Consider the following 24628-nt stretch of genomic DNA (forward strand, 5'->3'; position numbering starts at 1 on the left):
AAGTGCGGTGGCAACTTGCCGCAGTGCAGTGTAGGTGAATTATGGCAATAAACGATATTTCAATGTTGGCAACAGCTGAAAAAGACTCTTTTTTAGCATTTAAAGACAATAACTTACCTGCAGGTAACGAATCTGGTGATGCTTTTTTAAGCCAGCTACAAGATGCAGACAAACCCTTTGTATTGCCTGCTAATTCTGAGGCTCCTAGCCAAGCAGGCTCTTTATTGCCAACAGATGATAAGCAGCTAGCCAATAGCAAAAAACCGACAGCTTCATCAAGTGATGACACGCAAGATACGTTATTATCTGGCGATAGCGTTTTAGCACAAATAAACTCCTCGCAAGTGATTGACGTAAGTGTAAAAAAACACGGCAGTAGCGATAATGATTTTAGCGATTTAAGTGCTAAAAAGAGTGATAAAAGTGTCAACTTTTTAGCTTCGCAATTAGGTGAAACTGATGAAGCAGATGCCATAACGACTAAAGCCGATGATACTCTTTTAGCTGACGATAATAGCAATGGCAAAAAAAGCGCGTTTACAAACGCCGAGCTTGAAACTAAAGCAGCTAAGCAAAGCGCTGGAGAAAACTTAGCCCCTTCTTTAAAAAATGAGAGCCTAGCAAGTAGTGCAGCTAAAAACCCAATAGCAGAAGCGGTGCAAACACAAATTAATAAAGCTAATAGCAGTGCAGCCTCTGTAAATAATGAAGATAAAGGTGCTGAGAATACAAAAGCGCCAGGCACTGTATTAAATGCTGAAAGTGCGCTGCCTATAAGCGATGCAGACATAGAGCAATTAGCCAAAGAACTGACTCGTTCATCTACGCAATCAGAGCTATCAACTACATCTAAAGTACTCAACTCATTAAGCGAAGCGCAACGTGCACAATTAAACGAGCACGTTAAAAGCTCATTAACTGAAACCACGCCAAGTGAAGGTGATGATCGTGCAAGCTCCGTTAAACAATTACTGACAGAATTTGTCGTACAAAACGAAAAAGAGACAAGCACGCGCGGTGAGTTAGTTCAATCTCAGTTAAAAAACTTAAATAGCGATGAAAAGCAGGCGCTACTTAGCCAATTAAAAAGCTATGTGAGTAACGAGCAACCAACAGGTGATACACTCAAAAAAGTAAATGAAACAATAAGTAACTTACAAACTATGCTTGATACGCAGCTTAGTGAGAGCAAAGCGCAAAGTGTGTCGAGCTCTGCAAATGCGGCTTTAAATGCACAGCAAGCCAGTAATGCTGCAATGAATGCGAATACACCGCAAAATAAAGCCATGATTAATGCAGAAGCACCCTCTAGTATTGAGCAAGATGGTGTAAATCCAGAAGAGTTAAACGCCCTAGAGGCCGAGCAGGAAAGCTTACTTAAAGAGCCTAAAACAAATACTGGTTTATCGCGTGTAGCTCAGGTGTTTACGCTGATAACCGATGGCATTAATAATACGCAGACACAAATAAATACTCAGTACGACAACGCTCGTTATGAGCAGTCTATTTTAGAGAGCCAAGCTATACAGTCGCAGCAATTACAAAGCAGCACCGCGCAGGTTAAGCAGGTAAATATAGATGCAAGTATGATGCAGGCTATTAATATTGTTAAAAGTGATGCAGCTAAAATGCTTCAAGAGCGTGTATCTTCAATGCTAAGCATTAGCAATAAAGAAGCTGAAATTCGCTTAGATCCGCCAGAAATGGGCAGTATGCAAATTCGTATCAGAAGTGATGCTGAACAAGCACAAATAAATTTTGTAGTGCAAAACCAGCAAGCTAAAGAAGCACTTGAACAATCAATGCCGCGCTTACGTGAAATGTTAGCCGAGCAGGGAATTGATTTAGGTGAAAGTACGATTTCTTACGGGCAATCTGGTAATGAGCAAAGCGATGAAGGCGAAGGGCAATCACAAGGTCAAACGGCTAATAAAAATACACAGCAGGATAAAAATGATGAGCAAGATGGGGCTAACCCACAAAGTTCTCGACAACAAACTTCATCATCAATAGATTACTATGCCTAAGTACTGCTATTATAATAACTAAAACAAGCAAGTACCTTTGCTAAAAAAGGAATCACAATGGCCGAAGAAACAAGTTTAGAAATAGAAGAAACCGGTAAAAGCAAAAAAAAGCTGATCATAATTATAGTGGCAGTACTGCTTGTTGTTGGCGGTGGTGCAGGCTATTTTTTTATGGCGGGCGATGATGCACCCGTTGAAACATTAGATGAAGAAACAACAACCGCAGCGCAAAGCGACTCGGCTACACCTTCAGGCTCTTCAGCTGAAATGGGCAGTGCCTTGTATGTTGCTATGCCAAGACCCTTTGTGTTTAATGTACCTGGGTCAAGCAGAGATAGAATTGTACAAATAAAAGTGCAATTACTTGTGCGTGGCGATGTAAATGAAGAAACCGCTAAAAAGCACATCCCACTGATTGAAGGCACCTTATTAAGCGTGTTTTCAACCACCACAGCTGATGAGCTCAGCACCAGTGCAGGCAAAGAAACATTACGCTTTACTGCGCTTGAAAAAGTGCAAGCTGCGCTAAATGATGTTGAAGGCACTAAAGTAATTGAGCGGGTATTGTTTACCGGCTTTGTGATGCAATAAGGGGCTAGCGTGAGCGATTTATTATCCCAAGACGAAATTGATGCACTCTTACACGGCGTTGATGAAGTCGAAGAGGAAGATATACACGAAGGTGAAGACGGCGAAGGCAGTACATTACAGTATGACTTTTCTTCGCAAGATCGGATCGTGCGTGGTCGCATGCCGACCCTGGAAATTGTTAACGAGCGGTTTGCTCGTCATATGCGAATAAGCTTATTTAACATGATGCGCCGCACCGCAGAGGTGTCGATTAATGGCGTACAAATGATTAAATTTGGCGAATACATTCATACCTTATTTGTACCAACAAGTTTAAATATGGTGCGTTTTAGACCGCTAAAAGGCACTGGGCTTATCACCATGGAAGCACGTTTAGTGTTTATTTTGGTAGATAACTTTTTTGGTGGTGACGGGCGTTACCATGCCAAAATTGAAGGCCGCGAATTTACCCCTACCGAACGTCGAATCGTGCAAATGCTACTAAAAATTATCTTTGAAGATTACAAAGAAGCATGGGCACCGGTTATGGACGTGTCGTTTGAATACCTCGATTCAGAAGTAAACCCAGCAATGGCTAACATTGTGAGCCCTACTGAGGTTGTGGTTATTAGCTCTTTTCATATTGAATTAGATGGCGGTGGCGGCGATTTTCATATTGCTCTGCCGTATTCAATGCTTGAACCCATTAGAGAGCTATTAGATGCGGGTGTACAATCGGATACAGAAGACACCGATTTGCGCTGGAGCAAAGCTTTACGCGATGAAATTATGGACGTTGAGGTTGATATGTCGACTCAACTTCTTGAGGTGGATTTGTCTCTTAAACAAATAATGGAACTTAAAGCGGGCGATATTATACCGGTAGAAATGCCAGAGCATATTACGGTATTTGTTGAGGAGTTACCTACATTTAGAGCTAAAATGGGTCGTTCTCGCGATAACGTTGCGCTACAAATTAGTGAAAAAATTAAACGCCCTGATTCAGTTAAATCTGAGCTGCATGTATTTACCAAAGGCGGCAAGAAAATTGATTCAGATGCAGAATTAGCAGAACTAGAAGATGATTTACACCTTTCTGACGGTGTAGACTTAGACTGGTAATTGATTAAAAGGTTAAAAGTATGAGCGATGATCAAGACACAATGGACGAATGGGCAGCAGCCCTAGCTGAAGCCGAAGGCGGTGATGAGAGCGCCGAAGCGCATGTAGCAGAGCTTGATGAACTAAGTGATGCTAAACATGAACTTAGCGGTGACGAAAAGCGTAAACTCGATACAATTTTAGATATTCCTGTGACCATTTCTATGGAAGTCGGGCGCTCTAAAATAAATATTCGTAACTTACTGCAGCTAAACCAAGGCTCTGTTGTTGAACTAGACCGTGTAGCCGGTGAACCACTGGATGTATTAGTAAATGGTACGCTCATTGCCCATGGCGAAGTGGTTGTTGTGAATGATAAATTTGGTATTCGTTTAACGGATGTTATTAGCCAGGTAGAGCGGATCAAAAAATTACGATGAGCTCCCTTGCTGCTTTAACAAACTCAGTATTTACAAAGGCAGAAACGTTAACACCTACGGCCGACATTTTGTCTATGGTGTTGTCGTTGGTTGCGGTGCTAGTACTGATTGTAGTGCTGGCATTTTTTGTTAAAAAACTTAACCCAAATTTAGCTAATAGCGAAGAATTTAAAGTGGTACGAAGCTTACCGCTTGGCTCTCGAGAGCGCTTAATGGTGGTTGAAATAGATAATGCACAGCATTTATTAGGGGTCACCCCGCACAGTATTAACTACTTACATAAATTAGACACGCCGTTAAGTGAAAAAGAACTGCCAGAACTTGCTAAGCGATTTAGCAAACTACTAAACCCGCAAACGAATCAAAATAAAAAGAATTAACCCTATGATAAAGTGGCTGCTGATTATTTTAGCTGTGTTATTTGTACCTGCCGCAAGCAGTGCAGAGGGCATAGACGCTCTAACCATTACAACCAATGCCGACGGGACGCAAGATTACTCTGTAACCTTGCAAGTACTGGCAATTATGACGGCGCTGAGCTTTATTCCTGCCGCCATAATTATGATGACTTCGTTTACCCGTATTATTGTTGTACTGGCCATTTTGCGCCAAGCCATTGGTTTACAATCAACACCTTCAAACCAAGTTTTATTAGGGATGTCGCTTTTTTTAAGTATTTTTATTATGGCGCCTATTTATCAGCAAGTTAACGAACGTGCGATAGAACCCTATTTAAATGAACAAGTTACTTCGGTACAAGCATTAGAGCTTGCAAAGGAGCCCATGAAGGCCTTTATGCTCTCGCAGGTACGATTAAAAGACTTAGAAACGTTTGCCAAAATAGCCGGTTATGACCAGCTTGACTCGCCAGAGGCCACACCGCTTATTGTGTTAATACCTGCATTTGTGACCAGCGAACTACAAACCGCCTTTATTATTGGTTTTATGTTTTTTATACCGTTTTTAATTGTGGATTTAGTGGTTGCCTCGGTATTAATGGCCATGGGTATGATGATGCTCTCGCCCATGATAGTGTCCTTGCCTTTTAAAATAATGTTATTTGTACTGGTCGATGGCTGGAGCCTAGTAATGGGCACGTTAGCCAAAAGCTTTGGCTTAGGGACATAAACCATGTTTTACATTCGCACTTTTAAACATTAGGAGTACAACATGGAACCAGGAATTTTTGTTGATATTCTTAGCGATGCACTGTTTTTAGTTATTAAGCTGGTATCAGCTATTGTGGTACCAGGTTTACTTGTTGGTTTAGTGGTGGCGGTGTTCCAAGCGGCAACCTCAATTAATGAACAAACCCTAAGTTTTTTACCGCGATTATTAATTACCATTGGGGCACTTATTGTAGGTGGGCATTGGCTTACTCAAGAGCTAATGGACTTTTTTACCCGCCTAGTGTTACTCATTCCTGAAATTGCAGGCTAATTGTGGAATTACCTTTTTCTGTTGTTATTCAATGGTTAAGTGATTTTTTACTGCCTTTAGTTCGCATCAGCTCTATGATCATGATTATGGCGGGCTTAGGCGCACAAAACGTACCTACACGCATTAAAATGGGATTGGCGGTAGTGGTAACGTTTTTAGTGGTGCCAGCGCTGCCTCCTGCAACATTTACTAATTTATTTTCTTTTGAAATGGTGCTGGTGGTTATACAGCAAATGTTGATAGGTGTTGCGATAGGGTTTGCCTCTACGCTAATGCTAAATACCTTTGTGCTTGCTGGGCAAATACTAGCAATGCAAACCGGTTTGGGCTTTGCTTCTGTTATAGACCCTTCAAATGGTGCGAGTGTGCCTGCAGTTGGCCAGTTTTACTTAATTTTAGCGACCTTGTTATTTTTTGTTTTTAATGGCCATTTAATGATGATTCAAATGGTGGTGCATAGTTTTTCGGTGTTGCCTATAAACGGCCAGTGGTGGGCTGTTGATCATTACTGGGACATAGTAACGTGGGGCAGCTGGATGTTTACCACTGCTCTGGTATTGGCTTTAGCCCCCCTAACGGCCATGCTCATTATTAATATTTCATTTGGTATTATGACCCGCGCAGCACCGCAATTAAACATTTTCTCAATAGGTTTTCCGTTTACATTAGTTGCCGGTTTAATGATTATTTGGGCCACCTTGGGTAATTTTGTAACCCAATTTGAGTTTCAGTGGTTAAAAATGATTGAGCTAATGTGTAGCCTTGTTGGCTGTACGGTGTAGGAGGGGCAATGGCTGAAGATTCAGGACAAGAAAAAACAGAAGAACCCACCTCCAAAAAGCTCGAAGATGCTAAAAAGAAAGGTCAAATAGCACGTTCAAAAGAACTAGGTACTATGTTTGTACTTATTTTTTCTGCAATTTCGTTGCTGTTATATGGGCCCGAAATAGGCAAAGGCTTATACAATATTATGGGCAGGATGCTGTCTTTAAATCGCAGTGAAACCTACGACACCACTAAAATGTTTGCGGTGTGGAGTGAGGTGGCCAGTGCGCTGCTGTTTCCTATGGCGATGTTTGTTTTAATTATTGTTATTGCAGCATTTATAGGAAATACCTTACTCGGTGGCTTTAATTTTAGTTGGGAAGCTGCGGCACCTAAACCCAGTAAAATGTCGCCAATGAAGGGCTTTAAACGCATGTTTGGCCCACAAGCAGCGATAGAGCTTGTAAAATCTATATTAAAGTTTGCGCTGGTGGCTATTTTTGCGGTGTTTTTGATTCAAACTTTTTTTGATGAAATTTTGCATTTAAGTATTGAAAGCGCACCTAGTAATATAATTCATGCCCTTGAAATACTCTCGTGGATGTTTTTAGGGTTGTCGTGCACTTTGGTGATTATTGCCGCAATAGATGCGCCTTATCAAAGTTATAACCACAACAAACAACTTAAAATGACTATGCAGGAGATCAAAGACGAGTACAAAAACTCAGAGGGTGATCCGCAAATTAAAGCGCGCATTAGGCAAACACAAAGGCAAATGTCGCAGCGAAGGATGATGCAAGATGTCCCCGATGCCGACGTAATTGTAACCAATCCTACTCACTATTCTGTGGCGCTAAAATACGATACTGAGCGAGCAGGTGCACCGATTGTACTTGCCAAAGGGATAGATGAAATGGCTATGCAAATTCGTAAAATAGCCAAAGGTAACGAAGTACCGATTGTAGAATCTCCTATGCTTACGCGGGCGCTTTATCATACCGCCGAAATAGGCCAACAGATCCCAGATCAGCTATTTACCGCTGTAGCGCAAGTTTTAGCTTATGTATTTCAGCTTAAACGGTTTAAAAAAGGCCGCGGAAAGCGCCCCATCCCTCTTAAGTCTAAACTGCCCATACCTGATGACTTCAAATACGATTAGAGTGTGTTGAGCTAACCACACTTTACAGGGGAGCCTTGCCTAAATACAAACACGCTGCTGCAAATTCTAACCATAAAGCCCATACGCTCTTGTCTCTCACTTGCTTTAAATTTTGCATCAATACTCAATGAATCTATTGCTGACTCTATACTTGGAATAGTTATTGCAAATTCAGGCTAGTGTCAATTTATTGAATTGTAGAGTTATGGATTTTAAAGCGGTATTACAACAACTTAACAAAGATAAAAAAGAGTATGCCAAAGGTGTTGGCACACCGCTACTAGTACTTGCAGCGCTGGGTATGGTTATTTTACCGCTGCCGCCATTTCTTCTTGATATATTATTTTCATTTAATATTGCCCTTGCCTTAGTTGTTTTACTGGTGACTGTTTACACCATGAAACCTCTCGAATTTGGCATGTTTCCAGCGGTATTGTTAATCGCTACGATTATGCGTTTAGCCCTAAATGTTGCCAGTACACGCGTGGTGCTCCTTGAGGGTCACAATGGGGGCGATGCGGCTGGTAAAGTAATTGAAGCGTTTGGCTCAGTGGTTATTGGCGGAAACTACGCGGTAGGTTTAGTGGTGTTTTTAATTCTGATCATCATAAACTTTGTAGTAATAACCAAAGGTGCAGGGCGTATTTCTGAAGTATCGGCTCGTTTCACGCTAGACGCTATGCCGGGTAAACAAATGGCGATAGATGCCGACTTAAACGCTGGCTTTATTAGTGCAGAGCAAGCACGTGAGCGCCGCAGTGAAGTAACCCGCGAAGCCGACTTTTACGGCTCTATGGATGGGGCGAGTAAGTTTGTAAAAGGCGATGCCATAGCCGGTATCGTGATATTAATTATTAATATTGTTGGCGGCTTATTTGTGGGCATGATCCAACATGACTTGAGCTTTAGCCGCGCAATGGAAGTATATACTTTACTTACCATTGGTGACGGCCTTGTGGCGCAGCTTCCTTCATTACTGCTCTCTATTGGTACTGCTATTGTTGTTACTCGCCAAAACGAATCACATAATATGGGTGAGCAATTTAAAGCCCAATTAGGTAACGAAAAATCATTATTTATCGCCTCAGGTATTTTAATCATTATGGGGTTGGTTCCGGGTATGCCTCATATTGCTTTTTTAAGTTTAGGCGCACTACTTGGCTACTTAGCTTATTTTACTCAGCAGCAAAAATTAAAAGCCGCTGCTCTAGCAGCCCAAGAGGCTGAAAGTGGTGCCGTTGCCGGTACTGGCGTTGCAAACAAGCAAGAGCAAAAAGAGCTTGGATGGGACGATGTACAACAAATTGACGTTATTGGCTTAGAAGTTGGCTACAGGCTTATTCCGCTTGTTGACCAATCTCAAGGTGGTGAGCTGCTCAACCGAATTAAAGGGGTGCGTAAAAAGTTATCTCAGGAGCTTGGCTTTTTAGTACCGCCTGTACATATTCGCGATAACTTAGAGTTAGACCCTAATGCGTACCGTATTACCATGATGGGTGTTTCAAGTGGTGAAGGCGAACTCAAACATGGCGATGAACTGGCCATCAACCCTGGGCAAGTATTTGGCCCTATTAAAGGGGTTGAAACCAAAGACCCTGCATTTGGCTTAGATGCGGTATGGATAAAGCCTGATCAAAAAGACGAAGCACAGTCACTAGGTTACACCGTGGTTGACTCAGCCACTGTGGTAGCCACCCACATTAGCCAGTTATTAACTAACAGTGCCGCATTATTACTAGGGCATGAGGAGGTTCAAAACCTGCTTGATATGTTAGCTAAAAGCCATCCACGTTTAGTAGAAGGGTTAGTGCCAGAAGTACTACCACTGACAACCGTTGTAAAAGTACTGCAAAATTTATTAAACGAAGGTGTGGCTATTCGTGATATGCGCTCTATTGTTCAAACCCTTGTAGAGTACGGCCCACGTAGCCAAGATGCCGATGTTTTAACAGCTGCAGTGCGTATTTCGCTGCGCCGTTTAATAGTTCAAGACGCTGTGGGAATGTCATCAGAAATCCCTGTCATAACCTTGGCGCCTGAGTTGGAACAGATGTTGCATCAGTCATTACAAAATGCAGGCGACGAAGGTGCCGGAATAGAACCAAGCCTTGCTGAGCGACTTCAAACATCATTAAACGAAGCGCATCAGAATCAAGAAATGGCCGGAGAACCTTCAATATTGCTAACGTCAGGAATGTTACGCACTGTGTTATCTCGTTTTGTTAAGTACACCATACCGGGTTTAAGGGTGATGTCTTATCAAGAGGTACCAGATGAAAGACAGATCAAGATTGTCAGCTCAGTAGGCCAACAATAAAGATTTTAACAGGGGTTGAACCATGAAGATTAAACGTTTTTTTGCCAAAGATATGCGCACCGCACTGAAAGAAGTTAAAGATGAGCTAGGTGTTGATGCCGTTATTATGTCGAACAAAAAACTCGCTAATGGTGTAGAAATTGTTGCCGCAGTAGATTACGACAAAGCAGCCCCTAAAGCCGCAGCACAACCACAGGCAGCGCCTGCTCCGCAAAGAGCCGTGCAACAGCCTACTCATAACTTTGTAAAGCCAGAGCCTAAGCGTGCGCAACCTGAGCCACAAGCAAAAGTAGCTGATAGCTTACAAGCTTTATTAGAGCGTCAGTCGCCACGCCCTCGCTCTCCTGAGCTAGCCTCTATGTTTTCGCAATCAGGTATTGATACGTCTGAGCATTACCAAGAGCCAGCACAGCCACGTACGACAAATATGTTTGCTCGCGAAAATGAAGCGCCAAAACGCATGCAAACCCAAGCAGACAGCCTAGGCTTTGATGACTTAGATCAAGACTTTGACGATTTAGATGCGCCGGTTGCACCGCGTAGTCAAGCTAATAACAACGAAAGCGCCCAAATGAGCGCGATGCGTGATGAAATGAACGCAATTCGCCAGTTACTAGAACACCAAGTATCGGGTTTAATGCAGCAAGATATGGCACGTCGCGACCCTACACGTGCATGCATGATTGACCGTTTAGTTGGCATGGGAATAGATAAAGACGTTGCAGAGCAAATGGCGTGTTTTATTCCAGATGACGTATCGCGTCAGCAAGGTTGGAAAGCATTATTGCAAATGGTTGAAGATCAAATGCAAACCACCAATAACGAAATTCTTCGCCAAGGGGGTGTGTATGCACTTGTTGGGCCTACTGGTGTAGGTAAAACAACCACAGTAGCTAAACTTGCCGCATTAGGCGCACAAAAGTATGGCGCCGACAAAGTTGCCCTAATCACCACTGATACATACAGAATTGGTGCGTATGAGCAGCTTGCAACATATGGTCGTATTATTGGTTGTGGTGTTAAACAAGTAAAAGATGCTAATGAATTAGCTGAAGTTTTATATCATTTACGCAATAAGCGTCTAGTATTAATTGATACAGCGGGTATGAGCCAACGTGATTTACGCCTTACAGAGCAATTAAATACGTTAATGCGCAACCAGCGAGTAGATATACGTAGTTATTTAGTATTAAGTGCCACAGCACAAATAAATGTACTGCAAGAAACCGTAAGACATTTTAAAAAGGTTCAGCTAAGCGGTTGTATTTTCACTAAGTTAGATGAATCATTAAGTTTAGGTGAGATTATTAGTATAGCGATTCAAAATCGTCTTCCAATAGGGTATCTTACTAATGGTCAGCGTGTACCAGAAGATATTCGCGTTGCAAATGCTGAAAAACTAGTAAAAAAAGCTGAGCAATTGTATTTAAAAAGAGCAAAAGCACAACATTCAAGGCACCAAGCAGTGGCGCCAAGCACAGTAGGGATGTATGATTAACACAGTATTAGATCAAGCAAGCGGCCTGCGCAAAATGAGTCAAAACAACAACAACGGCGTAAAAGTTATCGCTGTCACCGGCGGTAAAGGAGGGGTGGGTAAAACCAACGTCTCTTTAAATACTGCTATTGCTTTAGGGCAGCAGGGTAATCGTGTATTAGTATTAGATGCCGATTTAGGCCTAGCTAATTGTGATGTAATGCTAGGACTACGTGTTGAAAAAAACTTATCTCATGTCCTTTCAGGTGAGTGCGAACTTGACGAGATTTTAGTTGAAGGCCCAGGCGGTATTAAAATTGTGCCTGCTACATCAGGCTCGCAAAGTATGGTGGAGCTAACCCCATCTGAGCATGCTGGGTTAATTCGTGCCTTTAGTGAGCTTAATACCGAATTTGATATTTTAATTGTAGATACCGCCGCTGGTATTTCTGACATGGTGCTGAGTTTTTCTCGTGCAGCGCAAGATGTCATGGTGGTGGTGTGCGACGAGCCGACCTCTATTACTGATGCCTACGCGCTTATTAAAGTACTTAGCCGCGAGCATGGCGTTTATAAATTTAAAATTGTTGCAAACATGGTGCGCAGTATGCGCGAGGGTCAAGAGCTTTTTGCAAAGCTCTCTAAAGTAACAGACCGCTTTTTAGATGTGTCTATGGAGCTTGTTGCGACTATTCCATATGATGAAAATATGCGTAAATCTACGCGTAAACAAAAAGTAATTGTCGATCTTTTCCCTAATTCACCAGCAGCAGTCGCGTTTAAAACATTAGCGACAAAAGCAGTAAAATGGCCTATACCTAATCAACCTTCAGGACATTTAGAGTTTTTCATTGAGAAGCTAGTAAACGGCTGATTATGACAACATCGGTGAAAAGAGCTATGGGATATCAATCAACACAAAATTTAAATGTGATTGTTGAAAAGCACGCGTCGCTTGTCAAAAAAGTGGCGTGCCATTTAATAGCTCGTCTTCCTCCTAGCGTTCAGCTTGATGACTTAATCCAATCGGGAATGATTGGCCTTATCGAGGCCTCAAAAAACTTTGACGCCAGTAAAGGGGCAAGCTTTGAAACGTTTGCTGGTATTCGTATCCGCGGCGCTATGCTTGATGAAATGCGCAGAGGGGATTGGGCACCACGTTCGGTGCACCGTAAAAGCCGATTAGTAGCCGAAACTATCACAGAATTAGAAAATAACTTAAATAGAGAACCAAAAGATACTGAAGTAGCTGAAAAACTTGATATTTCGCTAGAAGAATACCATCATATTTTAAATGATGTTAATTCCAGTAAAGTGCTTGGTATAGAAGATCTAGGGGTAGATGAAGATGTTATTAGCCCTGCAGGTCAAGATTTAGCGCTAGACAAACCATTTAATAATGTTAAAAATGAACGGTTTAATAATTCATTGTTAGAGGCAATAAAGTCTTTACCAGAGCGAGATGCAATGGTGCTTTCTTTGTATTACAACGATGAAATGAATTTAAAAGAAATTGGGCATATACTCGATGTAAGTGAATCGCGTGTAAGTCAGATACATGGTCAGGCGATGATTAAGCTCAAAGCAAAAATCAATGACTGGATAAACTAGTAGTAAGTAAATTATAGGTTAAGACCTCACCGGAGGATGTTTTGGATAAAAACATGAAAATTCTTGTTGTTGATGATTTCTCTACAATGAGACGTATTATAAAAAATCTGTTGCGTGACCTAGGGTTCACGAATGTTCAAGAAGCTGACGATGGTTCTACAGCATTACCTATGTTGCAAAATCAGGTTTTTGACTTTGTTGTAACCGATTGGAACATGCCAGGCATGCAGGGTATTGACTTGCTAAGAGCCATTAGAGCTGACGAAAAATTAAAACATATTCCGGTTTTAATGGTGACGGCAGAAGCTAAAAAAGAACAAATAATAGCGGCAGCGCAAGCAGGTGTTAATGGCTATATTGTTAAGCCATTTACTGCTGGTACTTTGAAAACTAAATTAGAAAAAGTGTTTGAACGCTTAGGTTAATGAGAGGAGAGGCTTATGTCAGCACCAGCTGCGCCTCAAATTACTTTAGAACAAGCTCGTCAGCTCGTCGTTTTTTTAGAAAACGGTGAGCAAGATAAAGCAGATCAATTAATTTTAGATACTGCCTCTCAAGAGCAATCGCAGCTTTTTGCTGAAGTAGGTAAGTTAACACGCCAATTACACGAAGCCCTTAAAAGCTTTGAACTTGATACGCGTTTAACCGATTTAACCACTGATGCAATACCGGATGCGAAAAAGCGCTTAAACTATGTCATGGAAATGACAGAAAATGCAGCTAATAAGACAATGGATGCGGTCGAAGCAAGCCTTCCTATTGCGCAGCAGCTAGCAGATGAAATTGCACATATTAAGCCTACTTGGGATAGGCTTATGAACCGCGAAATAGAGCTGGGCGAGTTTAAAACCTTATGCCACAGCATCGACAAGTTTATGAACAGCTCTCATCATAAAACTGATGAGTTGCAAACTTTAATGACCAATGTACTAATGGCGCAGGATTTTCAAGATTTAACAGGCCAGGTTATCCGCCGTGTAATTGAATTAGTCAGAGAAGTAGAAGAAAGTTTAATCCACCTTTTAACAGCATTTGCTGCACAAGATGACAGCATTGTTGAAAGTAAAGAACAACAAGAAACAGAAGAACTGGTTGCCGCACAAACATTAGCAGGTCCTGAAGGCCCTATTATTGATAAAGAGTCGCGAAATGATGTTGTATCTGACCAAGACGAGGTCGATGACCTATTATCAAGTTTGGGCTTCTAAGAGGAGAGTAACTGCATGAGCTTTGAAGTCGATGAAGATATTTTACAAGACTTTCTTGTAGAGGCTGGAGAAATCCTAGAGCTTTTATCTGAACAGTTAGTTGAGCTAGAAAATAACCCAGAAGATACTGAGTTACTAAATGCTATTTTTAGGGGCTTTCATACCGTAAAAGGGGGGGCAGGCTTTTTAGCTATGACTGAGCTTGTTGATGCCTGTCATGGTGCTGAAAACGTATTTGATCTCTTACGCCAAGGGGTTAGAACTGTTAATTCAGAATTAATGGATGTGATTTTACAAGCACTAGATACCATTAATGAAATGTTTGCCACTATTCAAAACCGCGAACAGCCGGACCCAGCAGACCCTCAATTATTAGAAACCCTTCACAAACTTGGTCAACCGCCTACGGATGACGAGCTTACTGAAACAGCCCCCGAAGTTGTTGAACAAGAACCCGCAGCTCCCGTTAGCGCAACAGATGATGAAGACCCATTTGCATTTGATGAACTATTTGATGTGGCAGGTTCAAGCCCTTCAGCAGATAGCACGCAAATTGATGAAATTACAGAAGATGAATTTGAAAGCTTACTTGATGAGCTACACGGCAAAGGGCAAAGCCCGGTGTCGCAACCAAGTGCAAGTGCAGAGCCAGATTCAAGTTCAGATATTACCGATGATGAATTTGACAGTTTATTAGATGAATTACACGGTGTAGGTAGTTTTGGTCCGGTTGCAGGAGATACTTCAAGCAGTGAGCCAGAAGTAAAACACACAGCACCACCAGCGGCTGTTGCAAATGATAGCGGTGATGATGAAATCAGCGATGATGAATTTGAAGCACTGCTTGATGAACTGCATGGTAAAGGCGCCGCACCAGAATCAAAAGAAGCTGACACACCTGCACCGCAGCCACCTAAGGCTGCACCTGTAGCACAAACGCCAGCAAAACCTACGCCAGCAAAACCTACGCCAGAAAAGCCTACGCCAGCACCTGCAGCAAAACAAGCTCCGGCGGCAAAAGCCGCTGCGCCTACACCTAAAGTGGCTGAAAAACCAGCGAGTAGCGCTGCACCCAAAAAAGCTACGCCTCCACCTGCTGAAACCACAGTACGTGTTGATACAAAGCGTTTAGACCAAATAATGAATATGGTTGGCGAGTTGGTATTAGTACGAAATAGGTTGGTCAGTTTAGCGACCAATACAGACAGTGAAGCGATGGGTAAGGCGATATCAAATCTTGATGTGGTCACTGCTGATATTCAAGGTGCAGTAATGCAAACGCGAATGCAGCCTATCAAAAAAGTGTTTGGCCGATTCCCTCGCGTAGTTCGTGACTTAGCCCGTAGCTTAAATAAAGAAATTGATTTACAGCTTGTAGGTGAAGAAACCGATTTAGATAAAAACTTAGTTGAGGCACTGGCCGATCCGTTGGTGCATTTAGTACGAAACTCAGTTGACCATGGTATTGAAATGCCAGCAGCGCGTGAAGCTGCGGGTAAGCCTAGAACTGGTAACGTTACATTATCGGCTTCGCAAGAAGGCGACCATATTTTGTTAACCATTAAAGATGATGGTGCAGGTATGGATGCGGAAAAACTGAAAAAAATAGCGATCAGTAAAGGCGTTATTGACCATGATCAGGCAAGTCGCTTATCAGATACAGAAGCGTATAACTTAATATTTGCACCAGGCTTTTCGACCAAAGAAGAGATATCTGATATTTCTGGCCGTGGCGTAGGCATGGATGTAGTAAAAACTAAAATTACGCAGCTTAATGGCTCTGTGAGTATACAGTCAGAGTTGGGCGTAGGGACTATTTTAGAGATAAAAGTACCATTAACACTGGCTATTTTACCTACGCTGATGGTTATTGTTGGTGAGCAAACGTTTGCGTTACCACTTGCTGGTGTGAGTGAAATATTCCACTTAGATTTAACCAAAACCAATGTTGTAGATGGTCAGCTTACAATTATTGTTCGTAAAAAAGCGATACCGCTATTTTACTTAGAGCATTGGCTAGTTAAAGGTGCTGATTGTTCTCAGCGAAAAGCGCAAGGTCATGTGGTAATTGTACAAATAGGTACTCAGCAAGTTGGCTTTGTGGTTGATTCATTAATTGGCCAAGAAGAAGTTGTTATTAAGCCTCTTGATGCGTTATTACAAGGTACGCCTGGAATGGCTGGTGCAACAATTACATCTGACGGTGGTATTGCGCTGATTCTGGATGTACCTAATATGCTTAAGCATTACGCAGGATAAAATGTAGGCATACCTGTGTATGCCTACACATAAATTTAATAAGAGAGCGCAATGGCCGTAAAAGTTTTAGTTGTTGACGATTCCAGTTTTTTTCGCCGTCGAGTAAGCGAAATTCTTGAACAAGACAGCGGTATTGAAGTAATAGGTTTTGCTGTTAACGGTAGAGAAGCCGTAGAAAAAACAGCGCAGTTACGTCCAGATATGATCACCATGGATGTAGAAATGCCTGTGCTTGATGGTATTAGCGCAGTAAAAGAAATTATGGCGAGTAACCCAACGCCAATACTTATGTTTTCTTCATTAACCCGCGACGGTGCAACCGCAACTTTAGATGCACTTGATGCCGGAGCTATGGACTTTTTACCGAAAAAGTTTGAAGACATTGCACGAAATAACGAAGATGCAATCAAGTTATTGCAAGCCAAAGTGAAGGAAATTGGTCGCAGGCGTGCACCACGCCCTGTTAGGCCATTAACATCAAGTAAGACTACAGCTCCACCTGCAAGCAAACTAGCCACAACAAGCTCTTCGCTTAAACAACCTGATAGAAGCTTTCAACGTGCTGCCCCAGTGCAGACAACAACTACACCCAGTATGCCCACGCGTGCCAGCGGTAAACACTATCAAATAGTGGCTATTGGCACTTCAACTGGCGGGCCAGTTGCTTTACAAACTATATTAACCCAATTACCTGCTAACTTTGCACACCCTATTTTGTTAATTCAGCACATGCCGGCGGCATTTACGCCTGCGTTTGCGGCACGTTTGAATAGCCTTTGCAAAATACGCGTTAAAGAAGCGCAACAAGGTGACAGGCTAGAAGCCGGCACAGCCTACTTAGCACCTGGTGGACAGCAAATGATGGTAGAGGGGCGAAGTGGTAACAAAACGTTGCGTGTATTTGAAGATAATAGTGAACGAATAAGCTACAAACCAAGCGTTGATGTTACTTTTGCAAGTGTTGCTAAAAGCTACCAAGGAGACGTACTTGCTATTGTTTTAACCGGCATGGGCGCTGATGGACGTGATGGCGCGCGAATGCTTAAGCAATCTGGCGCAACAATTTGGGCGCAAGATGAAAAAAGCTGTGTGGTATACGGTATGCCTCAAGCTATTGCCAATGCTGGGCTTGCCTCTGAGCATTTAGCGTTAAATGACGTAGCAGCAAGAATAAAAAGAGAGACTGGTTGTGGATAAGCTCTCTGTTTTAGGGTTAATCATTGCGCTGGGCGCTATAGCGATTGGTTACTCTTTAGAGGGTGGCGTTGTCACGGCGTTATTTAATGGCCCTGCACTTATTATTGTGCTTGGCGGCACCTTAGGGGCTGTTATGTTGCAAACGGCCACAAGCACCTTTAAAAAAACGCTAAGCATGAGCCATTGGGTGTTTTTTTCACCCCAGTACAATATTGAGCAAGCCATAGAGCAAATTAAAACGTGGTCGCATAAAGCTCGCCAGGAAGGGTACTTAGCGCTTGAAAAAGAGGCACTTAGTCACCCAGATCCTTATGCAGCAAAGGGGCTTAGTTTACTCGTAGATGGGTGTTCGGAGCAAAAGCTACGCGACACCTTAGAAATAGATTTAATGCTTGAACGAGACCGCTTACTTGAAGCAAGTAAAGTGTACGAAGCCATGGGCGGGTATAGCCCAACTATAGGTATTTTAGGGGCTGTACTTGGCCTTATTCAAGCAATGTCATTTATTACCGACCCTCAAAAGCTAGGTGCAGGGGTCGCCACCGCATTTATTGCAACAATATATGGGGTGGGTTTAGCTAACTTATTATTTTTACCTATGGCCAATAAGCTTAAGCAGCGAGTAGATCAAAAAATGCTTTACCATGAAATGATGGCCGAAGGGGTGATTGCTATAAGCCTTGGCGAAAGTCCTATAAACATAGAATTAAAGCTTGAAGCTTATCGCACAGAGCGCCCTAATGTCGTGGTAGAGTAACTTTTATGTTACGCCGGCGCTTACGTCAATCAGCTGAAAAAAATCAACATACAGAACGTTGGTTAGTCTCTTATGCTGATTACATGACCATTATGTTTGCCTTTTTTGTGGTTATGTATGCCATTGCCATAAATAAAGAAGAAAGTTTTCAAATCCTCTCCGACTCCCTAGAACAGGTTTTTGACAAATCAGCAAGGCAACAATCGCAACAAGGTGAGGGCGTGACAGGCGAAGGGCTACTTACTGACCGTGTTACCCCAGAGCAAGAGTTATTGTACGGTGAGAGCATTCAAAAACAGGAGTCTGGCCCAGAGCTGTTAGATGGACATAGTGATACCAGCAATATAAAACAAAAACATTTAGGTAAACCACTCGATAGTCTGTTAACTAAATTACATTCAGCACTTATTGATGAAATTCGTGATGGAGAAGCAAGTTTAGAGCTCAACCAAGACTGGCTTATTATTGAGCTAAGTTCAGGAATGCTCTTCTCAAGTGGTAGCTCTGTGGCCCACGCGCGAGCAAAACAAGTCGTAAAAATTGTAAAAGATATTATTGCCCCAGTAGATAACTACATAAGGGTAAGAGGTTACACAGATAACGAAAGTATTCGCAATGAAATGTTTCGCTCTAACTGGGAGTTGTCAGTTGCACGGGCGACCTCTATTTTAGTTGAATTAGAAACGTTAGGAATTAACCCAGCGCGAATGGCAATCGAGGGGTATGGGCAATACTCACCTTTTGCCGATAACGACACCGCAGCGGGTAGAGCAGAGAATCGTAAAGTTGTTATTGCGCTTTCTAAGTATGGCTTAGTACAACAAACCACCGAAAATGAAGCTGAGCCTGATGAGCAAGTGCAACAAGCTGCGCCTGAGCCAGAGGTCGAACTTCCCTCTAATGATAACTCTATTAAAATAATTCGTTTACCTCATGGTGGCATCAGAATCACCACGCGCAATGAACAGTAATTAGGACTTAATGTGAAGATTTGGACAGTAGCAAATCAAAAGGGCGGTGTAGGTAAAACCACAACGGCTGTCAGTCTTGCTGGTATTTTGGCCTTGCAAGGTAAACGCGTATTACTCATTGATACCGACCCTCACGCCTCACTAACGTACTATTTTGGTATTGATTCTGAAGATTTAGAAGTCAGTGTGTACGATATTTTTGCCCGCGGCACCTCAATGCAAAGTGAAGAAGTACTTCAAGCATTGTGCCCCTCTACGATGGAAAACCTGGATATATTGCCCGCGACGATGGCTATAGCAACCCTCGATAGAAGTATGGGCAATAAAACGGGAATGGGCTTAATTTTAAAAAAAACACTTGCAAAAATTAGTGAACATTACGATTATGCGCTGCTTGATTGCCCGCCCGTTTTAGGTGTTTTAATGGTGAACGCATTAGCCGCCAGCGAACGTATTTTAGTGCCAGTGCAAACTGAGTTTTTGGCGCTCAAAGGGCTTGATAGAATGATGCGCACTATGGAATTAATGCAAAGCTCTCAAGCGAAACAGTACCAATATACTATAATCCCTACTATGTATGATAAGCGCACTAAAGCGTCGCTTGAAGCCTACAAAACGTTGCAAAATACATATAAAGATAAAGTATGGCCAGGAGTGATCCCCGTTGATACAAAGTTTAGAGATGCAAGCCTTGCACAAAAGGTGCCCATAGAGTTTTGCCCACGTTCACGTGGGGTTTACGCTTATAAAGCGTTATTAGATTATTTAATTGGACAAGGTTAATGAATGAGTAAGCAATTATTTGCTAATGAAAAAGTAATGACTCAATACTTAGGGGCGCTATTATGCGAAGACGAACCTGAGGAAAACCTTGAGCCTGTAGCAAAGCTACTTGAGCAAGTACCTAGTGCCTTACAAAACGACGAAGTACTTTTAAAGCCCAAAGCGCAATTAAAAGTAACCGAGCAGCTTTATTCTGAGCAAGTAAAAGAGAGTAATAGCGAGGCTGACGCCACTATTTCGCCACCTGCACCTATTGAGCCTGAGCCATTAGAGACACCTGAGGTGCAAACCCAGTTAAGTACAGAACCTGCTCCTTTATTACATAGCCAAGAAGATTACTTTGAAGGTGAATTTCAGGCTCTGTTTTTTGAAGTGGCTGGTTTAACATTGGCTGTTCCTTTGAAAGCGCTTGGAGGAATTCATCAATTAGGTGAAGTAAATCATTTATTTGGTAAGCCAAAGTGGTTTAAAGGCGTTATGCTTAATAGAGATGAAAAGCTAAACGTAGTTGATACTGCACGTTGGGTAATGCCTGAAAAGTACGATGAAAAGTTAGAGGCCTCTCTTAATTATCAGTATTTAATAACCCTAGGCGATAGCAACTGGGGTTTATTGGCCGAAAAGTTAATAAATAACATTACATTGAGTAAAGAAGATGTAAAATGGCGAAAAAACAGTGGCAAACGCCCTTGGCTTGCCGGTGTTATTAAAGAAAAAATGTGTGCTTTAATAGATGTAGATAATTTAAATGCACTATTAGAAAAAGGCTTAGATAGCCGTCAGTAGTAACGACCATTACGGGGTAACAGCATGAGCGAAGATAGACTATTATCAGCGAATAAAAACGCAGATAACAACGATGAAATTTTACAGTGGGTAACGTTTAAGCTTGAAGAAGAAACGTATGGCGTAAACGTAATGCAAGTGCAAGAAATTTTACGTTATACCGAAATTGCCCCAGTACCTGGTGCACCTTCATACGTTATTGGCATTATAAATTTACGTGGTAACGTAGTCACTGTTATTGATACTCGTGCACGCTTTGGTTTGCCTGCTGCGGATGCAACTGATAACTCTCGCATTTTAATTATTGAAGCAGAAGAGCAAGTAATTGGTATTTTAGCTGATAGTGTTTCTGAAGTTGTGTACTTACGCAGCTCTGAAATAGACAGCGCGCCAAATGTTGGTACCGAAGAAAGCGCTAAGTTTATCCAAGGTGTATGTAACCGCGATAACGAATTACTTATTTTAGTCGATTTAAATAAATTACTTAGCGATGACGAATGGGATGAGTTAAGCGATATTTAAGCTTTACCACTAAAATTATGTTGTTACTCAGTATCGCAATAGCAGCGCTAGGGATAGGTTTAATATCGCTGGCGCTAATTGTTGCATTAAAAAATAAACAGTCGGCGGAGCTTAATGCGGTATCACAGCAATTAAAAGATACCTCAGAGCAAACACATATATTACGCAGTGAAGTGTCTGAGCTCAGAACAGGGCTTTTAAGTATAGGTAAGCGCGTACTTGAAGTTGAGCAACAAAATCAAGAGTTGATGCAACAACAAGCTGCCCAAAAATATGATGACCCAGACGCAAAAATATATTCTCGTGCTGTTAAAATGGTTGAGCTTGGCGCAGATTTAGATGAGGTGATACGCGAGTGCGAGCTTCCTAGGGCTGAGGCTGAACTATTATTTTCGTTACATAAACAAAAAGACGCCTAGCGTCTTTTTTGCTTTTAACTACACAATACCAATGTGCAGTAATACTTAATAAATGGGGAGATATAATTTATCCACCTAGTTATGCCTTTACATTTAGCTTACCTTGAAAGTCTTGCCAGCCAGGTGGGAACTGCCCACGAAGCACGTACGAAAAAGCAATCAATTCAGCAATAACATAATAAAGCTCTTTAGGTATTTCCTCTCCCAATTCTAAGTGTGAGAGTGTTTTAGCAAGTGCTTCATCTTGGTGGATCATAATGCCTTTTTGTTTCGCTGCTGCGATTATTTCATCGGCCAACTCGCCAAACCCTTTTACACTTACCGCGGGGGTGCTTCCTGCTTCATACAACAGGCCAATCGCGAATTTATTATTTGCTGCTAAATTAGAGGTGTCAGTCATGTTAAACCTTAATATTTATAATGGCATGCGATTGATAAAACGCTTGATGACTAGCATCTCCGCGTTTTAAGTTTAGCTCGCCTACTTGCAAGCCATGCTGAGCTAATTTAGCCCTGAGGCTATCTAAGTGAGGGTGTGCAATTGCACTTACTTCTTGGCTAGAGGCAAGTAGCTGGCAATCGAGCGCTTTGTCCATAAGCTCAGCCACTATTTGTAATTGCCCTTGCTGTGCATAATCAAAATTTAATCTAACAAACCACACGTTTTTTTCGGTTTTATCTACACTGGCTTTTTTATATTGCCCTAAGGTTATCTCTGTTTGTCCCGCTTCAGGCGGAAGTTTCATCGGAAATAAAAACTGTGCTAGCGGGGTTGTGTCGCTTTGTTGGTTTGGCGTAGTTACTTGTACTTGGCTAAGGGTATTTTTAACTTGTAGCAGCTCTGGGGCAAGCTCTTGTATTTGTGTTTGTTGAAGTTGCTCTAATAGTTTATCCGCGCCATTACCTACTTTAAAAGTAGGTAAAAGCACATTAAGTAGGGCATCCACGCCTGTGTGGTTATTAAACGTTAGTGAAGTACTTGATTGGCTTATTATTGGCGCCGCTAAAATAGTAACCGCAAGTTGCTCAAGCCCTTTTGTAAAGCTACTTTGTAGTGTGTCGTTTGGCGTAGTAAGCGGTTGTAAGGTACTTAAAAGCTCTCGCTGTATGGTGGCTGGGTGCACATTAGTACTGGAGACCATTCTATTAAAAGCTTGATTCACTAAACGCGTAAGATCAGGTGTATTTTGAGTAGCTTTACTTGCTATGTCAGTAATTTGGCTACTCAACAATGTTTTAGGGTTGGAAGCGCTATTTGGGCGCTCACTCTCTGTTGGCAAATTTAAAAGCGAGGTTAAAAGTTTAGCCTCTGTTGGTTGTAACTGCTGACTTACAGCTGTGTTAAAAAGTGAGTGAGACAAACTGGGTTGGTTAGGAGTATTTACCTGTGAAGTTGTGGCATGTAGTGTTTTTAAACTCAGCGGCACAGAAGAGTTGCCTTGCGTACTTACATTTGTTGGTTGGGCGCTCACTGCATGGGGCTGAGCTTTATTGTTTGCTGATTGCCATAACGACACACTCGCCTTTAATTGCTGGGTTATTTGCACTAAAGGAGGAAGCTGCGCAAAGTGTTTAGCTAAAGGGCTGCTAGGGGTAAAAGAATGATTAGCAACTTCTGCGGTTATATTTAGCTTGCTTAAATTAGGGTTTGTTAGCGTGTTTATTTGTGTAGGCGTTTTATTTACATCAAGCTTAGCTTGTTGAGCCTGCAAAGGCGGCGTTTTACTCGCAAAGGGTTTGTTTTCAAAGTATTTAACGGCATCGTTAATTCGCGTTTTTATATCACTAAAGCTACTTTGTAACCATGACTTTATAGGGCTTTGTGCACTTAACTGCGGGCTTGTTTTATCAGCGGGGGGGCTGGCTGCATTTTGCTGCTGTGATAAAACCAAGTCGGTAAAGGGTTTACTAAATGAGTTATTAAGTGCGACCTGCATTTTAGGTAAGTTAGTTTTAATGAGCAGCTTATCTGCTTGATTAGTAATATTGACTGCCACGGGCTTGCTAGGCAATTCACTAAGCTGTTTATTGGTTATCGGGGTTGTGAACGAGCCGCTATGCTGAGGGTGCGAAATAATAGCTAATTTAGGCGTTGCTTGTAGTTGCGCGCTGGGCAGTAAGTTAGTTAATAGCTGCGAAATTTTATGTTGGCTGAGAGTTTGAGTATGAACGGTGTCAGCAAAGCGGTTAATAACATTTATTTGTGCGCCTTTATTGGTTGTATTAATAAGTACCTGTAATGGCTGCTCGGTATTTAACAGCTGTGCGGTTTCTTTGTTAATTGCAATACTGGCATTAAGGCTAGGTATCATAAGCTGCGGTGACGGCGAAAGCTGTACATTGACTGGCAAGGGTTTACTTTGTATTTCACTACCGGTACTAACATAATTTAAAAAACGCTGCAGTTGTGATGCGTTGCTAAGTGTAATATTAGTATTGTTGGCAGTAATATTTAGTTGCTTTCCATCAGCGCTGAGCTGTATGTTAGCACTTGCTATTTTGTCTGTATTTTGAGGGGCATGCGTTATGCCTAAGCGTAGAGTTTGCCAGTGTTTATCTATTAAAACATCGAGTGTAATTGAGCCTTTTGAAAACTGAATATTTTTAGCCGCAAGTACCTGCTCGGGTAATTGTACTAATTCGTGCGAAGTGCTCGGGGCGCTTTGGTTATTAACCAATGAATTAGATAATGTGATTTGCGTTGGATTATTCATTATTTTAAATCAAGTTTTCGCTAATTTTCGTGAATCGATTTTAAAGCAATATTCGTATTACCCTATCATTATGGTAGACTAACGCCTAATTTTTGGCATAGAGAA

The 24628-nt window shown here is 41.9% G+C and carries 25 protein-coding genes; 23 read left to right on the top strand and 2 right to left on the bottom strand.

Going from position 1 to position 24628, the window contains the following annotated elements; translation table 11 throughout:
* Window positions 1-41 precede the first annotated feature (41 nt).
* The 23 genes from PSH54_RS14450 to PSH54_RS14560 all read left to right on the top strand — a co-directional run bounded on the left by PSH54_RS14450 (window position 42) and on the right by PSH54_RS14560 (window position 21809).
* Complete coding sequence (locus PSH54_RS14450; RefSeq protein WP_273606414.1) at window positions 42-2027, top strand: flagellar hook-length control protein FliK; 1986 nt, start codon at window positions 42-44, stop codon at window positions 2025-2027.
* Between the two features lie 57 nt (window positions 2028-2084).
* The gene (fliL, locus tag PSH54_RS14455) at window positions 2085-2618 is read left to right on the top strand and encodes a flagellar basal body-associated protein FliL (protein ID WP_004588296.1); all 534 of its coding nucleotides are present in this window, start codon (window positions 2085-2087) and stop codon (window positions 2616-2618) included.
* Between the two features lie 9 nt (window positions 2619-2627).
* Window positions 2628-3719: a flagellar motor switch protein FliM gene (fliM, locus tag PSH54_RS14460; RefSeq protein WP_004588297.1), complete on the top strand. Its 1092-nt coding sequence runs from the start codon at window positions 2628-2630 to the stop codon at window positions 3717-3719.
* A gap of 20 nt (window positions 3720-3739) precedes the next feature.
* On the top strand, window positions 3740-4138 hold the full coding sequence (gene fliN / locus PSH54_RS14465) for a flagellar motor switch protein FliN (protein ID WP_004588298.1): 399 nt from the start codon (window positions 3740-3742) through the stop codon (window positions 4136-4138).
* On the top strand, window positions 4135-4518 hold the full coding sequence (gene fliO, locus PSH54_RS14470; protein WP_004588299.1) for a flagellar biosynthetic protein FliO: 384 nt from the start codon (window positions 4135-4137) through the stop codon (window positions 4516-4518). The genes fliN and fliO overlap by 4 nt, the downstream gene beginning before the upstream one ends.
* 4 nt (window positions 4519-4522) lie before the next feature.
* Window positions 4523-5266 carry a flagellar type III secretion system pore protein FliP gene (gene fliP, locus PSH54_RS14475; RefSeq protein WP_024032315.1) on the top strand — a complete coding sequence of 248 codons (744 nt, stop codon included), beginning with the start codon at window positions 4523-4525 and terminating at the stop codon, window positions 5264-5266.
* Between the two features lie 42 nt (window positions 5267-5308).
* Window positions 5309-5578: a flagellar biosynthesis protein FliQ gene (gene fliQ / locus PSH54_RS14480; RefSeq protein WP_273606415.1), complete on the top strand. Its 270-nt coding sequence runs from the start codon at window positions 5309-5311 to the stop codon at window positions 5576-5578.
* A 2-nt stretch (window positions 5579-5580) separates the two neighbouring features.
* Window positions 5581-6360 carry a flagellar biosynthetic protein FliR gene (fliR, locus tag PSH54_RS14485; RefSeq protein ID WP_273606416.1) on the top strand — a complete coding sequence of 260 codons (780 nt, stop codon included), beginning with the start codon at window positions 5581-5583 and terminating at the stop codon, window positions 6358-6360.
* An 8-nt stretch (window positions 6361-6368) separates the two neighbouring features.
* The gene (gene flhB, locus PSH54_RS14490) at window positions 6369-7502 is read left to right on the top strand and encodes a flagellar biosynthesis protein FlhB (protein ID WP_054983002.1); all 1134 of its coding nucleotides are present in this window, start codon (window positions 6369-6371) and stop codon (window positions 7500-7502) included.
* Between the two features lie 205 nt (window positions 7503-7707).
* Window positions 7708-9819, top strand: a complete 2112-nt coding sequence (gene flhA, locus PSH54_RS14495; protein WP_024032312.1) for a flagellar biosynthesis protein FlhA — start codon at window positions 7708-7710, stop codon at window positions 9817-9819.
* A 22-nt stretch (window positions 9820-9841) separates the two neighbouring features.
* On the top strand, window positions 9842-11317 hold the full coding sequence (gene flhF / locus PSH54_RS14500; protein ID WP_055015933.1) for a flagellar biosynthesis protein FlhF: 1476 nt from the start codon (window positions 9842-9844) through the stop codon (window positions 11315-11317).
* Window positions 11310-12170, top strand: a complete 861-nt coding sequence (locus PSH54_RS14505; RefSeq protein ID WP_054983003.1) for a MinD/ParA family ATP-binding protein — start codon at window positions 11310-11312, stop codon at window positions 12168-12170. Before flhF ends, PSH54_RS14505 begins: the two co-directional genes overlap by 8 nt.
* 26 nt (window positions 12171-12196) lie before the next feature.
* Window positions 12197-12907 (top strand): RNA polymerase sigma factor FliA, encoded by a 711-nt coding sequence (locus tag PSH54_RS14510; RefSeq protein ID WP_273606417.1) that lies wholly within the window; start codon window positions 12197-12199, stop codon window positions 12905-12907.
* A gap of 41 nt (window positions 12908-12948) precedes the next feature.
* Window positions 12949-13332 (top strand): chemotaxis response regulator CheY, encoded by a 384-nt coding sequence (gene cheY, locus PSH54_RS14515; protein ID WP_004588308.1) that lies wholly within the window; start codon window positions 12949-12951, stop codon window positions 13330-13332.
* A 15-nt stretch (window positions 13333-13347) separates the two neighbouring features.
* A complete protein-coding gene (locus tag PSH54_RS14520) occupies window positions 13348-14115 on the top strand; it encodes a protein phosphatase CheZ (protein WP_055015934.1) in 768 nt (255 codons plus the stop codon).
* Between the two features lie 15 nt (window positions 14116-14130).
* Window positions 14131-16374, top strand: coding sequence for a chemotaxis protein CheA (locus PSH54_RS14525; RefSeq protein WP_273606418.1), 2244 nt, complete (start codon window positions 14131-14133; stop codon window positions 16372-16374).
* Between the two features lie 51 nt (window positions 16375-16425).
* A complete protein-coding gene (locus PSH54_RS14530) occupies window positions 16426-17571 on the top strand; it encodes a protein-glutamate methylesterase/protein-glutamine glutaminase (protein ID WP_029773813.1) in 1146 nt (381 codons plus the stop codon).
* Complete coding sequence (locus PSH54_RS14535; protein WP_096041365.1) at window positions 17564-18328, top strand: flagellar motor protein; 765 nt, start codon at window positions 17564-17566, stop codon at window positions 18326-18328. The genes PSH54_RS14530 and PSH54_RS14535 overlap by 8 nt, the downstream gene beginning before the upstream one ends.
* Window positions 18329-18333: 5 nt before the next feature.
* Window positions 18334-19299, top strand: coding sequence for a flagellar motor protein MotB (locus PSH54_RS14540; protein WP_273606419.1), 966 nt, complete (start codon window positions 18334-18336; stop codon window positions 19297-19299).
* Between the two features lie 12 nt (window positions 19300-19311).
* Complete coding sequence (locus tag PSH54_RS14545) at window positions 19312-20082, top strand: ParA family protein (RefSeq protein ID WP_054983008.1); 771 nt, start codon at window positions 19312-19314, stop codon at window positions 20080-20082.
* A gap of 3 nt (window positions 20083-20085) precedes the next feature.
* On the top strand, window positions 20086-20868 hold the full coding sequence (locus tag PSH54_RS14550; RefSeq protein WP_055015939.1) for a chemotaxis protein CheW: 783 nt from the start codon (window positions 20086-20088) through the stop codon (window positions 20866-20868).
* A 24-nt stretch (window positions 20869-20892) separates the two neighbouring features.
* Entirely contained in the window at window positions 20893-21390 is a 498-nt protein-coding gene (locus tag PSH54_RS14555; protein WP_004588316.1) for a chemotaxis protein CheW, read from the top strand.
* Between the two features lie 17 nt (window positions 21391-21407).
* Entirely contained in the window at window positions 21408-21809 is a 402-nt protein-coding gene (locus PSH54_RS14560) for a DUF2802 domain-containing protein (RefSeq protein ID WP_004588317.1), read from the top strand.
* A 79-nt stretch (window positions 21810-21888) separates the two neighbouring features.
* Here PSH54_RS14560 and PSH54_RS14565 read toward each other — a convergent pair whose 3' ends face one another.
* Window positions 21889-22209: an EscU/YscU/HrcU family type III secretion system export apparatus switch protein gene (locus PSH54_RS14565; RefSeq protein ID WP_273606420.1), complete on the bottom strand. Its 321-nt coding sequence runs from the start codon at window positions 22207-22209 to the stop codon at window positions 21889-21891.
* 1 nt (window position 22210) lies between these two features.
* Window positions 22211-24523 (bottom strand): flagellar hook-length control protein FliK, encoded by a 2313-nt coding sequence (gene fliK, locus PSH54_RS14570; RefSeq protein ID WP_273606421.1) that lies wholly within the window; start codon window positions 24521-24523, stop codon window positions 22211-22213.
* Window positions 24524-24628: the final 105 nt, after the last annotated feature.

The organism is Pseudoalteromonas sp. Angola-30, from assembly GCF_028599215.1.
GTDB classification, from domain to species: Bacteria; Pseudomonadota; Gammaproteobacteria; order Enterobacterales; family Alteromonadaceae; genus Pseudoalteromonas; species Pseudoalteromonas atlantica.

Coding starts and splice junctions, on each gene's coding strand:
- fliO (WP_004588299.1), top strand. CDS start 4,135: ATGAGCTCCCTTGCTGCTTTAACAAACTCAGTATTTACAAAGGCAGAA.
- PSH54_RS14565 (WP_273606420.1), bottom strand. CDS start 22,209: ATGACTGACACCTCTAATTTAGCAGCAAATAATAAATTCGCGATTGGC.
- fliK (WP_273606421.1), bottom strand. CDS start 24,523: ATGAATAATCCAACGCAAATCACATTATCTAATTCATTGGTTAATAAC.
- PSH54_RS14550 (WP_055015939.1), top strand. CDS start 20,086: ATGAGTAAGCAATTATTTGCTAATGAAAAAGTAATGACTCAATACTTA.
- PSH54_RS14560 (WP_004588317.1), top strand. CDS start 21,408: ATGTTGTTACTCAGTATCGCAATAGCAGCGCTAGGGATAGGTTTAATA.
- PSH54_RS14525 (WP_273606418.1), top strand. CDS start 14,131: ATGAGCTTTGAAGTCGATGAAGATATTTTACAAGACTTTCTTGTAGAG.
- PSH54_RS14555 (WP_004588316.1), top strand. CDS start 20,893: ATGAGCGAAGATAGACTATTATCAGCGAATAAAAACGCAGATAACAAC.
- flhF (WP_055015933.1), top strand. CDS start 9,842: ATGAAGATTAAACGTTTTTTTGCCAAAGATATGCGCACCGCACTGAAA.
- fliP (WP_024032315.1), top strand. CDS start 4,523: ATGATAAAGTGGCTGCTGATTATTTTAGCTGTGTTATTTGTACCTGCC.
- fliL (WP_004588296.1), top strand. CDS start 2,085: ATGGCCGAAGAAACAAGTTTAGAAATAGAAGAAACCGGTAAAAGCAAA.
- fliN (WP_004588298.1), top strand. CDS start 3,740: ATGAGCGATGATCAAGACACAATGGACGAATGGGCAGCAGCCCTAGCT.
- fliQ (WP_273606415.1), top strand. CDS start 5,309: ATGGAACCAGGAATTTTTGTTGATATTCTTAGCGATGCACTGTTTTTA.
- flhB (WP_054983002.1), top strand. CDS start 6,369: ATGGCTGAAGATTCAGGACAAGAAAAAACAGAAGAACCCACCTCCAAA.
- PSH54_RS14450 (WP_273606414.1), top strand. CDS start 42: ATGGCAATAAACGATATTTCAATGTTGGCAACAGCTGAAAAAGACTCT.
- PSH54_RS14530 (WP_029773813.1), top strand. CDS start 16,426: ATGGCCGTAAAAGTTTTAGTTGTTGACGATTCCAGTTTTTTTCGCCGT.
- PSH54_RS14540 (WP_273606419.1), top strand. CDS start 18,334: ATGTTACGCCGGCGCTTACGTCAATCAGCTGAAAAAAATCAACATACA.
- PSH54_RS14505 (WP_054983003.1), top strand. CDS start 11,310: ATGATTAACACAGTATTAGATCAAGCAAGCGGCCTGCGCAAAATGAGT.
- flhA (WP_024032312.1), top strand. CDS start 7,708: ATGGATTTTAAAGCGGTATTACAACAACTTAACAAAGATAAAAAAGAG.
- PSH54_RS14520 (WP_055015934.1), top strand. CDS start 13,348: ATGTCAGCACCAGCTGCGCCTCAAATTACTTTAGAACAAGCTCGTCAG.
- PSH54_RS14510 (WP_273606417.1), top strand. CDS start 12,197: ATGGGATATCAATCAACACAAAATTTAAATGTGATTGTTGAAAAGCAC.